A 14,502-nucleotide genomic window follows, 5' to 3' on the forward strand; every position below is an offset into this window, starting at 1 on the left:
ACCGAGTCCGTCGTTCGAATTTCGCAGCCCTCGGTGGGCGCGCGTGAATCACCCCTCGCTGTGGGTTGGTTGATCCTCGCGAGTCGCCGTTTCGATGTGGCATGACAACGGCCCCACCCGCCCTGAGGGCGAATGGGGCCGTGAACCGGTCGTCAGCCGCTCTTGCGGCGGAATTCGCGCTGGCCGCCGGCCCGCCCGTGAGCGCCGTGGATCTTGTTGTGGTCCTGCCCCCCGGATCCACTGCCGCCCGCCGCGTTCTGGTTGCGTTTGCGCTCCAGGGCCTCCCTGAACTTGCGCTTGACGTCGTCCTCCTCCGGCGCCTCGGCCGCCGCCTCCTCGACCTCGGGCACCTCGCGCGTCTGGTCCGAAGCTTCCGCTTCCATGGCCGCCTCCTGGTCTGGGTGAGTCATAGGGACAGCCTCGCACGTCCATGGGCCGGTCAGAAACGTCATGGGGCGCTCAGCGGGTCCGCCGATGGGGTAAGCACGACGCATGAGCGACGACCCCAGGATCATCACGGTAAGGCCAGAGGCGGGCGAGTACGCCTGGACATTCGGCGGCGCGCCGCCGGTGGCGCGGATCGCGCCCGGCACGGTGCTCGACCTCTTCACCGAGGACTGCTTCGCGGGCCGGGTGCGGTCGGTGAACGACCTGGTGTCGGAGGTGTGCGAGTTCCCGTTCCTGAATCCGCAGACCGGGCCCTTCTACGTAGAGGGGGCCGAGCCCGGCGACACGGTCGCGGTGCACTTCGTGTCGATCGAGCCCGCCCGGGACTGGGCGGCGTCCACCACCGTGCCGCTGTTCGGCGCGCTGACGTCGACCCATGCGACGGCAACGCTGCAGCCGCCGCTCCCCGAGCTGGTGTGGATGTGGCAGCTGGACCGGGAGCGGCGCACCTGCGAATTCGCCGCCCGCGACAGCGACATCCGCATCGAACTGCCGATGGACCCGATGCACGGCACCGTCGGGGTTGCCCCGGCCAACCTGGAGGTGCGCTCGGCGCTGGTGCCCGACGCGCACGGCGGCAACATGGACACGCCCGAGATGCGGGCCGGCGTCACCTGCTACCTGGGCGTCAACGTGGAGGGCGCCCTGCTCAGCCTCGGCGACGGGCACGCCCGGCAGGGCGAGGGCGAGACCTGCGGGGTCGCGGTCGAGTGCGCCATGAACACGGTAGTGGTCGTCGAGCTGCTCAAGGGTCTCGCCACGCCGTGGCCCCGGCTGGAATCGGACACGTACATCATGTCGACGGGCTCCGCGCGGCCGCTGGAGGACGCCTTCCGGATCGCCCAGCTCGACCTGGTGCGGTGGCTGGCGAGCGACTACGGGCTGTCGGAGATGGACGCGTACCAACTGGTCTCGCAGGGCGTCGAGTCGCCGCTGGCCAATGTCTGCGACACCAACTACACAGCGCTCGCGAAGTTCCGCAAGGCATGGCTTCCGCCGGGCATTCCCTACCGGGGGTTGCACGCCCAACTCCGTGAAGTGGCGGCCGGTTTGCCCGTTGCCAGGCCCTAATATTGCCATGTACCGTTCAACAGCTTGTCATCGCACGGTGGACTGACAGAAAGTCTACGCGCGCAGAATCGGCGCCCGCACCGCCTCTTTCCACCCCCCACTTGGAGGTATGTCGGATGCTCGGATCCACAAGGTCCAGCGGCAGATACGCCCGTCTCACCGGCGCGGCAGCAGTGCTCGGCGTCCTGGTCGCCGGCACCGCGGCCGTCCAGGCCGCCACCCCCACGACCGCCGCCGCGGCGACCACGCACCGCGTGCTCTTCGACAACGCCCATGCCGAAACGGCCGGCAACGCCGACTGGATCATCTCCACCAGTCAGCCCGACCCGCTCGGCCAGAACTCCTCGCCCTCCTCGGAGACCTCCTGGACCGGTGCCATCTCCTCGTGGGGCGTGGCCCTGCAGAAGACCGGCAACTACAGCCTGAAGACGCTGCCTTCGGGAAGCTCGATCACCTACGGCACCTCCAGCGCCACCGACCTGTCGAACTTCGACACTTTCGTGCTGCCCGAGCCGAACGTCCTGCTCACCACGGCCGAGAAGACCGCCGTGATGAAGTTCGTGCAGAACGGCGGCGGGCTCTTCCTCGTCTCGGACCACACCGGGAGCGACCGCAACAACGACGGTTCCGACTCCCCCGTGATCATCAACGACCTGATGACCAACAACAGTGTCGACAGCACCGACCCGTTCGGTTTCTCGGTCGACCTGCTCAACATCACCTCCGGTAACCCGGCGGCGATCAGCGACAGCACCAACCCCGTGCTCCATGGCTCCTTCGGGACGGTGACCAAGAGCCTGATCGCCAACGGCACCACCGCCACCCTTAAGCCGGCCGACAACTCCAGCGTCAAGGGACTGCTCTACCGCTCCGGCTACTCCGGCAACACCGGCGCCTTCTTCGCCACCAGCACCTTCGGCAGCGGCCGCGTCGCCTTCTGGGGCGACAGCTCCCCCATCGACGACGGCACCGGCCAGTCCGGCAACACCCTGTACGACGGCTGGAACGACACCAGCGCCACCAACGCCGTCCTCGCCCTCAACGCCACCGAATGGCTCGCGGGCGCCACGAGCAGCGGCGGAGGCGGCGGCTCCGGCACCTGCACCGCCGCCCAACTCCTCGGCAACCCCGGCTTCGAGTCCGGCGGCACCACCTGGACCGCCTCCAGCGGCGTCATCACCAACTCCACCAGTGAGGCCGCCCGTACCGGCTCGTACAAGGCCTGGCTGGACGGCTACGGTTCCGCCACCACCGACACTCTCTCCCAGGCGGTGACCATCCCCTCCGGCTGCACCACGGCCGCCTTCAGCTTCTACCTCCACGTGGACACCGCCGAGACCTCGACCAGCACCGCCTACGACACCCTCAAGGTCCAGGTCCTCAACAGCTCCGGCACCGTCCTGAGCACCCTCGCCACCTACTCCAACCTCAACGCCGCCACCGGCTACACCCAGCGCACCTTCAGCCTCGCCGGCTACGCCGGCCAGACCGTCACCCTCAAGTTCACCGGCACCGAAGGGTCCTCCTTTCAGACGTCGTTCGTCCTCGACGACACGGCGCTCAACGTGAGCTAGGGCCTGTCGCGCAGCCGCACGCGGTGGGGTCTTCTCTGACAGAAGACCCCACCGGCCCCTAGCATGTGCGCGGGGTGGGAGCGGAGGTGGCTATGACCACGCAACAGGAGCCGTCGTACGACGTGCTCGTCGTCGGTGGGTCAGGGGTCGACACGATCGTCAGGGTGGACGCGCTGCCGGTGCCGTTGGCCGATTCGGTGGGGGTGCCGCCGATCCGGGAGTGGGCGGGTCACACCGGCGGGAATGTCGCGCTGGGCAGCCGGGCGCTCGGCGGGACGGTGAAGTTCCTGGACTTCATCGGCGAGGACTGGATCGGCGCCATGGTGCGGGAGCGGCTGGCGAAGGCCGATGTCGACTTCGAGCCGCTGATCTCGGCGGCGGGCACCCGGCGGTCGGTCAATCTCGTGGACGCCTCCGGGCACCGGATGTCGTTCTACGACGGCCGCGATCCGCTCGACCTGCGGATGCCGCGCGAGTTCTACCTGCCGCATCTGCGCCGCGCCCGCCATGTGCACCTGTCGATCACGCACTTCGCGCGCTTCCTGTACGACGACATCGAGGCACTCGGCATCCCGGTCTCGACCGATCTTCACGACTGGGACGGAACGGCCGACCATCACAAGGAGTTCGCGCTCCGCTCCGACCTGGTCTTCCTCAGCGCGGCCGCGGCCAAGGAGCGGATCGCCGGGGTGATGCGGAACATCCTGCGCGACGGCCGGGCCGAGGCGGTGATCGCCACGGCGGGGGCCGGAGGCTCGTATCTGCTGACCCGGGAAGGCGGCAGCACACCGCGTCACATCCCGGCCGTGCCGCCGTCGGCGCCGGTGGTGGACTCCAACGGCGCGGGGGACGCCTTCGTGTCGGGCTTTCTGTACGGGCGGCGGACCGGCCGGGGCCTGGAGGAGTGCGCCCGGCTGGGCGCGGTCGCGGGCGCGTACGCCTGCACGGGCGACGGGAGCACCGCGCTGATCAGCGCGGAGGCTCTCGACTCGGCTCAGCCCTTGTAGCGCTCAGCCCTTGTAGCCCACGCCGCCGTAGAAGCCGATCCTGCGCAGGTCCTCGGGGTCTGGCAGCGGGCCGTCCGAGCGCCACAGCGGCACCTGGACCAGACCGGGCTCCAGGAGGTCGAAGCCGTCGAAGAACGGCAGGATGCCGGCGTGGGTCGGACGTTCATGGTGGGACGGATCTCGGGGATGAGCTCGATGACCCGGTCGGCGGCCGCGCGGTCGACCTCGTAGTTGTCCCGGCCGCCGAGGAAGTAGTCGTACAACCGGGCGGCATGGGGCTTGCTGGTGTCGATCCGTTCGGCCGGCAGGCCGTTGCCGTCGTCGCTCAGACCGTACTCCGTATCGGGGTCAGGAGAGCAGGAAGTCGGCTTCGCCGGCCTTGGCGCCCTGGATGAAGGTGGTGATCTCGTGGTTGGTGTAGATCAGGGCGGGGCCGTCCGGGTCGGTGGACTGCCGGAGCGCCACCCGGCCGTCGTTGAGCTTCATGGCCTCGACGCAGGATCCGCCGTTGCCGCCGCTCCAGGGCTTGGTCCAGCCCTCACTGCCCAGGTCCTTGGCGGGCATGCCGTTGTAGATCTGCTTGTTCGTCTTCATGCTCATCGGTCATGTCTCCCCGTGGATCGCACCGAGGACTGCCTCGGTGCTCAGTGCCGGCGCGGCCTGCGCGCACATCCGGTCCAGCGCCTCGAGGAAAGCCGTGACGTCGTCGCGGTCGTCGAAGTACACCGCTCCGACGAGGCTCTCGGTGTAGACGACGTCAGGGAGTTCCTGGACCTGGAACCGGAAGATATGGAAGGGCCCGTACATCGCGGGATGCGGTCCCGCGCTGAAAGGCATGATCTGCAGTTGTACGTTCGGCAGTGCGCAGGCCTCGACCAGCTTGGCGATCTGGGCGCGCATGATGCCGGCGTCACCGATGGGTCTTCGCAGGACCGTTTCGTCAAGGACGACCCACAGCAGTGGCGCGTTCGGCCGGGTGAGCAGCGACTGGCGCTCCATGCGCAAGGCGACGCCGCGCTCCATCTCCTCGCAGGAGGCCTGCGGCCGGCCGGCCTTCAGCACCTCGCGGGCGTAGTCCTCGGTCTGCAGCAGCCCGGGTATGTAGTGCGGCTCGTACGCGCGGATGACGGCGGCCTCGCCCTCCAGGCTCACGAAGGCGCTGAACCACTCCGGCAGGACGTCGCGGTAACGGTGCCACCACCCGGGCTGGTTGGCTTCGCGCGCGAGGGCGAGAAAGGCCTCGACCTCCTGGGGGGCGGTGACCCCGTAGGTCGTGAGCAGCTTCTCCACGTACGGGATCTTCAGGCCGACTTCGGCCTTCTCCATGCGTCGGATCGTGGCGTGGGTGACGTACAGGGTCTGCGCCGCCTGCTCGTAGGAGAGCCCGGCCTTCTCTCGCAGAACCTGGAGCCGCTTGCCGAGCACCACTCGCAGTACGGTGGGGGCACCACCGCCTGCCAGTCGCCCGTCCGTCACGACCCACTCCCTCCAACTGCCTTCACAGCACGGCAGTGTGTCATCCCATCAGCGCAAGGCACAGCTTGTCACATCGATTCTGTAATTTACAGATCGCATCTTGCCAAAGCTTGAACATGGCCCGCATAGTTGCGGAGTGGCTGCTTCCCAAGACGCTCTCCGGTTAGAGCGCCGCGGCGTCCTCGACGCCGCCTGCCAGGACTCCTTCCGGCTGTTCGCCGTTGGCTCCTCCGTCGCGGAGGCGCGGCGGCGCGTGCGGACACGGCTGCGGGAGTGGGGCGTCGCCGACGAGGTGCGCGACGACACCGAGATGGTGGTCTCCGAGCTGTTCACCAATGCCGTACGCCACACCACCAGCGAGCGCATCACCTGCGGACTGAGCTTCACGCGCGGCATCGTACGCGTCGAAGTCACCGACCAGGGAAGCTTTTTGACGGAGCCTCAGCAGCGCGCGCCCAGGGTCGACGAGGAAGGCGGCCGCGGGCTGCTGCTGGTCGGGGCACTCTCCGCCTCCTGGGGCGTGTACCCCGGCGAGTCCGGCCGGGGCCGTACGGTGTGGGCCGAGCTGTCCTGATCCCACCGGGCAGCACCTAGTCCAGCGGCAGCAGATCCGGGCGCTTGGGCTCCACGTGGTCACCGGAGGACACACCGCGCAGCCGCCGCCCGATCCACGGTACGAGATACTCACGCGCCCACTGGATGTTGTCCCGACGAACCGCACCGGGGGCCCGCACCGGCTCCGGCGGCCAGGACTGGTCGGGGTCGGCGGGGACGTCCAGGCCGAGCACCTGGCCCGCGCGCAGAGCGACGCGGGTGTGGCCCTCGGGTGACAGGTGGAGGCGGTCGGCGTCCCAGGCGCGGCGGTCCTGGACCGAGCGCAGGGACCACAGGTCGAGCACCGGGCAGTTGTACCGGTCGGCGATGGCCCGCACATGCACGCTGTACGTGGCGATCTTGCCGCGCAGCAGGCCGAGCACCGGGGTGCCCCGGGTGTCGAAGCCGGTGGTGACCAGCACCGTGCCGACGGCGGAGCTGAGGTCGGCGACGGCTGCCTCGAAGCGTTCGGCGACGGCGTCGGGGTCGCTGCCCGGCCGCAGGATGTCGTTGCCGCCGGCGCAGAAGGTCACCAGGTCCGGAGCGAGCTCCCGGGCGCGCGGGACCTGCTCCGCGATGATCTGGTCGAGGAGCCGGCCCCGTACGGCGAGGTTGGCGTAGCGGAAGTCGTGCTCGGGCCTGCGGTCGGACAGCAGCACCGCCAGCCGGTCCGCCCAGCCCACGAACGCGCCGTCGGGACCGGGGTCGCCAACGCCCTCGGTGAAGCTGTCCCCGATCGCCGCGTACGACCCGATAGTGCCTGTGTTGTGTCTCTTCGAATCGTCTGCCACAGCAGCACATCCTTCACCTCGTCAAGTGACCTACGCCACCGTAACCAAGGGTTGACGTACCGTGATCTATCCCACTCGGTCAGTTTCGGCGAAAGTGGAATACGGCGGCGTCAAGATCGCCCCGGAGCCCGGTGCGCAGTCCGTGGTGCAGCAGCACCGCGCCCCGGTGGACCTCGCCGGTCGCCACGTCGCTGTACGTCGCCGCCGGGTCGAGCCCGCGCAGCCGCAGCGCGGGCTGGGGCTCACCGTGGCGCTGGTGGCGCAGCCAGGCCAGGACGACGGTTTCGTCGCCGCGGACGTACTGGACGGCGCTCAGCTCCTCGCTGGGCGGACGCAGCCGGTACAGCTCGCCGTGCTGCACGACCGGGCGGATCGTCTTGTAGCGGGTGATCCACTCGCGGGCCTCGGTGAGCTCGTCCTCGCTCCACTTCACCAGGTCGCCGCCGATGCCCAGGACGCCGGCCATGGACGACACGAAGCGATAGCGCAGCGAGCTGACCCGGTCGTTGAGCTGCTCGTTGGGGCTGTCGGTGACCCAGGCGGCCATCACGCGCGCCGGGTGGATCTGGCTGAATCCGTCCTGGATGGCCAGCCGGTCCAGCGGATCGGTGTTGTCGGAGGTCCACACCTGGTCGGTACGGGACAGGATGCCGAGGTCGATGCGGCCGCCCCCGCCCGAGCAGGACTCGAAGGCCACGCCGGGGTGGGCGGCGCGCAGCCGGTCGAGGAGCGCGTACAGCCCGTGCACATGGTCGACCCACAGCCGCTGCGGGTAGGGGTCGCCGGGCCAGCCGGCGTCGGTGAAGCAGCGGTTGAAGTCCCACTTCACATAGTCGATGGGAGCGCTGTGCAGGAGGGTGTCCAGCTGCTGCCAGAGGTAGTCGCGGACGTCATCGCGGGCGAGGTTCAGGATCAGCTGGTTGCGGAATTCGGTGCGGCGGCGCCCCGGCTGGTACTGCACCCAATCGGGGTGGGCCCGGTAGAGGTCGCTGTCCGGGTTGACCATCTCCGGCTCGACCCAGATGCCGAACTGCATGCCGAGCGCGTGGACGTCGTCGGCGAGCGGCTTGAGTCCGTTGGGGAAGCGGTCGGGGTTGGGGGTCCAGTCACCGAGCCCGGCCGCGTCGTGCGTGCGCGTCCCGAACCACCCGTCGTCCACCACGAACAGCTCGACGCCCACGTCCGCCGCGCGGCGGGCGAGCGCGCGCTGCCCGGCCTCGCTGACCTCGAAGTAGGTTGCCTCCCAGGAGTTGTAGAGCACCGGCCGGGACTGCTCGGCGCCGGGGATGACGTGCGCGAGCTGGTAAGCGTGCCAGGCGCGGCTGCTCGCGCCGAAGCCGCCGTCGGTCCACAGACCGGCGAAGACCGGGGTGGTGTACGACTCCCCCGGCGCCAGCAGCACCAGACCGGCGTCGTCGTGTCCGGCGCCGCCGACCGCCTGCACCAGACCGTCGGGCAGCAGCTGTACGGCGATGCGCCAGGACCCGGACCAGGCCAGCGCGGCAGACCAGACCTCGCCGTGCTCCTCCCCCGCGTCACCGGCGTCGAGGGCGATCCAGGGCAGGTGGGCGTGGCTGGTGTGGCCGCGCCGGCTGCCGATGACGTGCTCGCCGTGGCTGAGGTCGGTGCGGGCCAGCTGGGACTCGGCGGCCCAGCGGCCGTGCAGATGCGACAGCCGCCAGTGGTCCCGTACGGGCAGCGACCAGGCGGCGGCGTCGGCGCGCAGCAGCTCGACGGGGGCGGTCCGGTCGCCTCCGCCGTGGCTGAGGGTGGCCCAGCGCTCGATGACGTCGGTGCCGGTGCGCAGCCGGTAGTGGAGGGCGATGTCGACGTGCTGGACGGGGTCGTGGAAGTGCAGCCGCAGCTCGTCCCCGCCGGCGCCTCCCTCGTGGACCTGGTACTCCTCGTAGACCCAGTCGGTGCCGCGCACGGCCTCGGTACGCGTGGTCAGCGCGGGCCGTACGAAGCGGGGGCCGCCCTCGACCGGGTACTCCTCGCGGCCGTCGAGCAGGGACTCGAACCCGCGGTGGCCGGGCAGCGGTTCCGCGGCCAGCGCCTCGGCGTCGGCGAGGGTGATGCGCGGCCCCCAGTGGAGGTGCAGCAGCTCGTCCCGCTCCGTCAGCCGCAGTGCGTAACTGCTGCCGGTTCCTGACAGCAGCCACACCCGTCCGTCGCCACCAACGTCAATCATCAAATTTCCCCTTTTCCGATCAGACTCGAACATCATCGGTTGACAGGGGGTGAATGGCAATGGTCGTCGGGGCACATACCACTCGGTACGGGATTCGCATGGTTGTCGTATGGTCGGCAGGAGTCCGACCCGATTCCAAGGAGTGCCGGTGACCCAGCAGAGCCCGCAGACCGCCTCGACCGAGCCCGAGCTCACCGGCGTACGCAACTTCCGCGACGTCGGCGGACTCCCCACGGCCGACGGCCGCCGGGTAGGGCACGGGCGGCTCTTCCGCAGCGGGCACCTGGCTCACACCACGGACAGCGACGCCGAATTCCTGGCCTCGCTCGGTCTGCACACCATCTTCGATTTCCGCAACGCCGCCGACATCAAGCTGGAGGGCCCCGACGTCGCGCTCCCGGGCGTACGCAACATCAACATGCCGCTCAGCGACCCGGCCTCCGGCGCGGAGTTCTGGGGCATCGTGCGCGACGGCGACCTGGACGCCCTGCGGAAGATCCTGGGCGACGGCAAGGCGGCCCAGCGCATGGTCGACGCGTACGTACGGATCATCCTGGACCGCACCGAGGAGCACGGGCGGATGCTGGAGCTGCTCGCCGAGGAGGAGTCGGTGCCCGCCCTGCTGCACTGCGCCGCGGGCAAGGACCGGGCCGGCACCTCGATCGCGATCATCCTGCTCGCCCTCGGCGTCGAGCGCGCCGCCATCGAGGCCGATTACCTGGCCAGCAACGCCGCCCACCGCCGCTACCGCGTCAAGCGCGGCGACAACGCCGAGCCCGCGGCCACCCCCGAGGTCATGGAGCTGCTCAGCCCGCTCTTCGAGGCCCGCGCCGAGTACCTGGCGTCCGCCTTCGACACCATCGAGTCGCACTGGGGTTCCGTCGACGCCTACCTCTCGGAAGGTCTGGGCCTGATCCCCGCCCGCCGCGAGCGACTGCGCGAGCTGCTCCTCGAGGACGCCTCCTGACCGACCCGCCCGGCTACTTGGCCCCGGCGAGGTGGAAGATCAGGTAGAAGAAGCCCGCGAAGAAGTGCACCCCCACCAGGTAGACGAAGGCACGGACCTTGAACCCCATGGGGGCCTTCCCTGAAGTCACGACGGTCTTCTCTCTTGGCATTTGGCTCAGCCGATGCACAGATCGGCGATGCCGCTTCGCAGCAGCGTGTGGACGAACAAAAGGTCGACACCGGCCTGCGATCCAGCGGCGATACGGTGCGGGGTCAGCGAGTCGAAGTGCGCGCTGTCGCCCGGGGCCAGCACGTGTACGGCGTCGCCGAGGGTGAGCCGCAGCTCGCCCTTGAGGACGTACAGCCACTCCTCACCGGGATGGACTCGGACCAGGCCCTCCTGCGGGCCCGCGGGCACATGCAGCCGCAGCGCCTGTATCGCCTTGCCGGGGCCGCCGGCCTGCCAGTACGTCCAGCCCCCGGCCTCGACCGGCTCCATCCTGGCCGCCCGCACCACCGGGTCGCGGTCGGTCGGCGTCTCACCCAGCAGGTCGGATACCGTTGTTCCGTAGGCCCGCGCGAGGGCCAGCAGCATGGGCAGCGAGGGCTGCCGCCGCCCGGTCTCCAGGCGGGACAGATGCGCGGGAGACAACCCGACGCGGGCGGCCGCCTCCTCCAGGGTCAGACCGCCCTCGCGGCGCAGCTCACGCAGGCGCGGCGCGACCTCGGGCAGAGTTTCGCTCATACATCAGGTATACAGACCTGGACGCCTGGGAGGCAAAGTCCTTGCCTCCCAGGCAAAACGCCTCAGCGGTTGGCAACCGCCTGCTTCACCAGCGTCTTTCCGAAGTCCCACATGAGCCCGCCGCCCCCGTGGGCGTCGTCCATCACCTCTGTGAACGCATTCACGAAGCGATCCACTTCCCGTTCCCCGATCACCAGCGGCGGGATCAGCTTGATCACTTCCAGGTGATCGCCCGACACCTGCGTGAGGATCCGGTGCCGCTGCAGCAGCGGCACCACCACCATCTGCGCGAACAGCCCCTTCCGGGCCGCCTGCAGCATCGTCCAGCGACTGCGCAGCCCCAGCGACTTCGGCCGGCCGAACTCGATGCCGATCATCAGACCCCGGCCGCGCACCTCGTGCAGCAGCTCGTAGCGGTCCACGAGCGCTGCGAGCCGGGTGCGCAGGAGTTCGCCGGTGACGCGGGCGTTCGCGACCACCTGCTCGTCCTCCATGACGGACAGCGTCGCCAGGCCCGCAGCCATGGCCTGCGCGTTCGAGCCGAAGCTCGCCGAGTGGACCAGGACCCGGTCCATGGACGAGTAGACCTTCTTGAAGATCCAGTCCTTGCCGAGCGTCGCCCCCACGGGCACATAGCCGCCCGACAGCGACTTCGCCACGCACACCAGGTCCGGCTCGACCCCGTCCTCGTGCTGGTAGGCGAAGAAGGCGCCGGTCCTGCCGATTCCGGTCTGCACCTCGTCCGCGATCAGCAGGCCCTTGTGGCGGTGCAGCAGCTCCTGCGCCGCCCGCAGATAACCGGGCGGCGCCTCCTGCACGCCCTTGCCCTGGATCGGCTCCACGATCAGCGCCGCGACATCGCCGCGCTTCAGCTCCTTCTCCAGTGCCTCCAGATCGCCCAGCGGCACCGCCGTGTCCGGCAGCAGCGGGGCGAAGCCGTCGCGGAAGCCGTCCTCCCCGTTGACCGACAGCGACCCGGTCGTCAGCCCGTGGAAGGCATGCCCGCAGTACAGCACCCGCGGCTTCCCCGTCGCGTATCGGGCGAACTTCAGGGCCGTCTCCACCGCCTCCGTACCGCTGTTCCCGAAGAACACCCGGTCCAGATGCGGGGCATACGTCAGCAACTTCTCCGCCAGCAGCCCCGGCAACGGCTGGCAGTCGAACCGCGTCAGGTCGGCCAGCCCGGCGTCCAGCACGTCGTGCAGCGCCTTCCGTACGACCGGGTGGTGCCGGCCCAGGCCCATCACCCCGAACCCGGCGAGCATGTCGAGGTAGTCCTGCCCCTCGGCATCCCAGAAGTACGCGCCCTCCGCGCGCTCGTAGACCTTGTCGAAGCCGATCGTGTGCAGCATGCGCGGCAACTGATGGTTCAGGTACTTCGCATGCAGCTCATACCGCTCGCCGCCGCGCTCGGCCAGCAGCCCCGCCAGATCAAAACCCTTCGGCTCCGCCGCTGTCATCGTCTCCGGTTCCCTTCATAGTGCAAGCCTCCTGGACCCCCGACGACCTCCGGGTTGGGGGTAGGCCGTCCTCCCCCAGCCAGACACTGGGTGGGGGTACCCCCTCGCGAAGCTGAGGGGGAGGGCTGGCACAACCCGGCCACGGACCTGAGGCCGCCGACGCACCACCGGCCACCCGCCCTCGGGGTGCCCACCCTTGCCGGCGCGCGGCCGGGAGGTGCCCCCCTCTCACTCCGCTCGCCTTGCGGAACGCTCTCCCACAACCTGCTGGGGTCTGGGGCGGCAGCCCCAGCGGCCGCGCTCACGTCGGCCCGATTCGCGTCAGCGTCGCACCGATGCGCCCCGCGATCTCGGAGGGCGTGAGACCGATCTCGGCGAGGAGCTCACCCCGCTTGGCGTGCGCCAGGAACTGCTGGGGGATGCCGAAGTCCCGCACGGGTATGTCCACTTCCGCGTCCCGCAGCGCTTGCGCGACCGCGGAGCCGACGCCGCCCGCGCGGCCGTTGTCCTCGACGACGGCGACCATGCGGTGTGCCGCGGCCAGAGGGGCGAGCGCGGGGTCGACGGGCTTGACCCAGCGGGGGTCGACGACGGTGGCGCCGATGCCGCGTTCGCGCAGGAGCGCGGCGGCGGCGAGGCAGACGGGGGCGAGGGCGCCGATGGAGACGAGGAGGACGTCGGGGGTGTCGCCGCAGGCCAGGACGTCGAGGCCGCCGATGCGGTCGATGGCGGGCAGCGGCTCGCCGACCGTCTCTTTGGGGAAGCGGATGACGGTCGGGGCGTCGTCGACGTCGACCGCCTCCCGCAGCTGCGCGCGCAGCGCGTCCGCGTCGCGCGGGGCGGCGATCCGCAGGCCGGGGACGACCTGGAGGATGGACATGTCCCACATGCCGTTGTGGGAGGCGCCGTCGTCGCCGGTGACGCCGGCGCGGTCCAGGGCGAAGGTGACGCCGCAGCGGTGCAGGGCGACATCCATCAGGACCTGGTCGAAGGCGCGGTTCAGGAAGGTCGCGTAGACCGCGACCACCGGATGCAGCCCGCCCGTGGCGAGGCCGGCCGCCGAGACCACCGCGTGCTGCTCGGCGATACCGACGTCGTAGACCCGGTCCGGGAAGGCCTGGGCGAACTTGTCCAGGCCGACCGGCTGCAGCATCGCCGCCGTGATGGCGACGACGTCCGGCCGCTCGGCCCCGATCTTCAGCATCTCGTCGCCGAAGACCGAGGTCCACTTGGGCCCGTTGGACGGGGTGAGCGGTTCGCAGGTCAGCGGATCCATCGCACCCACCGCATGGAAGCGGTCGGCCTCGTCCTGCTCGGCGAAGGCGTAGCCGCGCCCCTTCTCCGTGAGGCAGTGGATGAGGACGGGCCCGTGGAAGCGCTTGGCCCGCCGCAGGGCCGACTCGACGGCCGTGATGTCGTGGCCGTCGATCGGGCCGACGTATTTCAGGCCGAGGTCCTCGAACATGCCCTGCGGGGCGAAGGCGTCCTTGAAGCCCTTCTTCGCGCCGTGCAGGGACTCGTAGAGCGGCTTGCCAATGACGGGGGTGTGCTGGAGCACCTGTTTGCCCCAGGCGAGGAAGTGCTCGTAGCCGTCCGTGGTGCGCAGGGTGGCCAGGTGGTTGGCCAGGCCCCCGATCGTGGGTGCGTACGAGCGCTCGTTGTCGTTGACGACGATAATCAGCGGCCGGTCCTTGGCGGCGGCGATGTTGTTGAGCGCCTCCCAGGCCATGCCGCCGGTGAGCGCGCCGTCGCCGATGACGGCGACGACGTGGTCGGACCGGCCGAGGACCTGGTTGGCCTTGGACAGGCCGTCGGCCCAGCCGAGGACGGTGGAGGCGTGACTGTTCTCGATGACGTCGTGCTCGGACTCGGCCCGCGAGGGGTAGCCGGACAGGCCGCCCTTTATACGCAGCTTGGAGAAATCCTGACGGCCAGTCAAGATCTTGTGTACGTACGACTGGTGGCCGGTGTCCCACAGGATGCGGTCGACCGGGGAGTCGAAGACCCGGTGGAGGGCGATGGTCAGTTCGACCACGCCGAGGTTCGGGCCCAGATGGCCGCCGGTGCGGGCGACGGCATGGACGAGGAAGTGGCGGAGCTCCTCGGCGAGTTCAGGCAGTAGCGGCTCTGGCAGTGCCTTCAGATCTCGCGGGCCTCGGATGTTTTCGAGCATCGACACGTTCGGACCTCGTTCCCCC

The 14,502-nt window shown here is 69.8% G+C and carries 15 protein-coding genes and 1 pseudogene; 5 read left to right on the forward strand and 11 right to left on the reverse strand.

Going from position 1 to position 14,502, the window contains the following annotated elements; translation table 11 throughout:
* Positions 1-152: 152 nt before the first annotated feature.
* A complete protein-coding gene (locus tag EFK10_RS29105) occupies positions 153-383 on the reverse strand; it encodes a DUF5302 domain-containing protein (RefSeq protein ID WP_164836187.1) in 231 nt (76 codons plus the stop codon).
* 109 nt (positions 384-492) lie between these two features.
* Here EFK10_RS29105 and EFK10_RS29110 point away from each other — a divergent pair, with 109 nt between their 5' ends.
* The 3 genes from EFK10_RS29110 (at position 493) to EFK10_RS29120 (ending at position 4,099) form a co-directional block, all read left to right on the forward strand.
* Entirely contained in the window at positions 493-1,518 is a 1,026-nt protein-coding gene (locus EFK10_RS29110; RefSeq protein ID WP_127358633.1) for an acetamidase/formamidase family protein, read from the forward strand.
* 116 nt (positions 1,519-1,634) lie between these two features.
* On the forward strand, positions 1,635-3,092 hold the full coding sequence (locus EFK10_RS29115; RefSeq protein WP_127358634.1) for a hydrolase: 1,458 nt from the start codon (positions 1,635-1,637) through the stop codon (positions 3,090-3,092).
* Positions 3,093-3,184: 92 nt separating this feature from the next.
* Positions 3,185-4,099 (forward strand): carbohydrate kinase family protein, encoded by a 915-nt coding sequence (locus EFK10_RS29120; protein ID WP_206305626.1) that lies wholly within the window; start codon positions 3,185-3,187, stop codon positions 4,097-4,099.
* Between the two features lie 3 nt (positions 4,100-4,102).
* Here EFK10_RS29120 and EFK10_RS51035 read toward each other — a convergent pair whose 3' ends face one another.
* The 4 genes and pseudogenes from EFK10_RS51035 to EFK10_RS29135 form a co-directional block, all read right to left on the reverse strand.
* Positions 4,103-4,243: an SAM-dependent methyltransferase gene (locus tag EFK10_RS51035; RefSeq protein ID WP_127358636.1), complete on the reverse strand. Its 141-nt coding sequence runs from the start codon at positions 4,241-4,243 to the stop codon at positions 4,103-4,105.
* 29 nt (positions 4,244-4,272) lie between these two features.
* Positions 4,273-4,428 (reverse strand): annotated as a pseudogene (locus EFK10_RS53500) (SAM-dependent methyltransferase); the annotation flags it as partial.
* Positions 4,429-4,447: 19 nt separating this feature from the next.
* Positions 4,448-4,699 carry a DUF397 domain-containing protein gene (locus tag EFK10_RS29130; protein ID WP_127358637.1) on the reverse strand — a complete coding sequence of 84 codons (252 nt, stop codon included), beginning with the start codon at positions 4,697-4,699 and terminating at the stop codon, positions 4,448-4,450.
* 3 nt (positions 4,700-4,702) lie between these two features.
* Positions 4,703-5,575, reverse strand: a complete 873-nt coding sequence (locus tag EFK10_RS29135; RefSeq protein WP_127358638.1) for a helix-turn-helix domain-containing protein — start codon at positions 5,573-5,575, stop codon at positions 4,703-4,705.
* Positions 5,576-5,711: 136 nt separating this feature from the next.
* Here EFK10_RS29135 and EFK10_RS29140 point away from each other — a divergent pair, with 136 nt between their 5' ends.
* Complete coding sequence (locus EFK10_RS29140) at positions 5,712-6,149, forward strand: ATP-binding protein (protein ID WP_240677536.1); 438 nt, start codon at positions 5,712-5,714, stop codon at positions 6,147-6,149.
* Between the two features lie 16 nt (positions 6,150-6,165).
* On the opposite strand, the gene EFK10_RS29145 is transcribed toward EFK10_RS29140, so the two are convergent.
* Complete coding sequence (locus tag EFK10_RS29145) at positions 6,166-6,960, reverse strand: SGNH/GDSL hydrolase family protein (protein ID WP_127358639.1); 795 nt, start codon at positions 6,958-6,960, stop codon at positions 6,166-6,168.
* Between the two features lie 79 nt (positions 6,961-7,039).
* Positions 7,040-9,151 (reverse strand): alpha-galactosidase, encoded by a 2,112-nt coding sequence (locus EFK10_RS29150; RefSeq protein WP_127358640.1) that lies wholly within the window; start codon positions 9,149-9,151, stop codon positions 7,040-7,042.
* Positions 9,152-9,299: 148 nt separating this feature from the next.
* Here EFK10_RS29150 and EFK10_RS29155 point away from each other — a divergent pair, with 148 nt between their 5' ends.
* On the forward strand, positions 9,300-10,118 hold the full coding sequence (locus EFK10_RS29155) for a tyrosine-protein phosphatase (RefSeq protein WP_164836188.1): 819 nt from the start codon (positions 9,300-9,302) through the stop codon (positions 10,116-10,118).
* 13 nt (positions 10,119-10,131) lie between these two features.
* Here the strand turns inward: EFK10_RS29155 and EFK10_RS51045 are convergent, their stop codons facing one another.
* From EFK10_RS51045 to dxs, 4 genes are all read right to left on the reverse strand, one after another.
* Positions 10,132-10,227 carry a DUF6126 family protein gene (locus EFK10_RS51045; RefSeq protein WP_240677537.1) on the reverse strand — a complete coding sequence of 32 codons (96 nt, stop codon included), beginning with the start codon at positions 10,225-10,227 and terminating at the stop codon, positions 10,132-10,134.
* A gap of 47 nt (positions 10,228-10,274) precedes the next feature.
* A complete protein-coding gene (locus EFK10_RS29160; RefSeq protein WP_127358642.1) occupies positions 10,275-10,844 on the reverse strand; it encodes a helix-turn-helix domain-containing protein in 570 nt (189 codons plus the stop codon).
* 62 nt (positions 10,845-10,906) lie between these two features.
* Positions 10,907-12,304: an aspartate aminotransferase family protein gene (locus tag EFK10_RS29165; RefSeq protein ID WP_127358643.1), complete on the reverse strand. Its 1,398-nt coding sequence runs from the start codon at positions 12,302-12,304 to the stop codon at positions 10,907-10,909.
* A gap of 301 nt (positions 12,305-12,605) precedes the next feature.
* Complete coding sequence (dxs, locus tag EFK10_RS29170) at positions 12,606-14,483, reverse strand: 1-deoxy-D-xylulose-5-phosphate synthase (RefSeq protein WP_127358644.1); 1,878 nt, start codon at positions 14,481-14,483, stop codon at positions 12,606-12,608.
* Positions 14,484-14,502: the final 19 nt, after the last annotated feature.

Origin of the sequence: Streptomyces soli (assembly GCF_003999195.1) — a bacterium.
Lineage (GTDB): Bacteria > Actinomycetota > Actinomycetes > Streptomycetales > Streptomycetaceae > Actinacidiphila > Actinacidiphila soli.

Coding starts and splice junctions, on each gene's coding strand:
- EFK10_RS29105 (WP_164836187.1), bottom strand. CDS start 383: ATGGAAGCGGAAGCTTCGGACCAGACGCGCGAGGTGCCCGAGGTCGAG.
- EFK10_RS29110 (WP_127358633.1), top strand. CDS start 493: ATGAGCGACGACCCCAGGATCATCACGGTAAGGCCAGAGGCGGGCGAG.
- EFK10_RS29115 (WP_127358634.1), top strand. CDS start 1,635: ATGCTCGGATCCACAAGGTCCAGCGGCAGATACGCCCGTCTCACCGGC.
- EFK10_RS29120 (WP_206305626.1), top strand. CDS start 3,185: ATGACCACGCAACAGGAGCCGTCGTACGACGTGCTCGTCGTCGGTGGG.
- EFK10_RS29130 (WP_127358637.1), bottom strand. CDS start 4,699: ATGAGCATGAAGACGAACAAGCAGATCTACAACGGCATGCCCGCCAAG.
- EFK10_RS29150 (WP_127358640.1), bottom strand. CDS start 9,151: ATGATTGACGTTGGTGGCGACGGACGGGTGTGGCTGCTGTCAGGAACC.
- EFK10_RS51045 (WP_240677537.1), bottom strand. CDS start 10,227: ATGGGGTTCAAGGTCCGTGCCTTCGTCTACCTGGTGGGGGTGCACTTC.
- EFK10_RS29160 (WP_127358642.1), bottom strand. CDS start 10,844: ATGAGCGAAACTCTGCCCGAGGTCGCGCCGCGCCTGCGTGAGCTGCGC.
- EFK10_RS29165 (WP_127358643.1), bottom strand. CDS start 12,304: ATGACAGCGGCGGAGCCGAAGGGTTTTGATCTGGCGGGGCTGCTGGCC.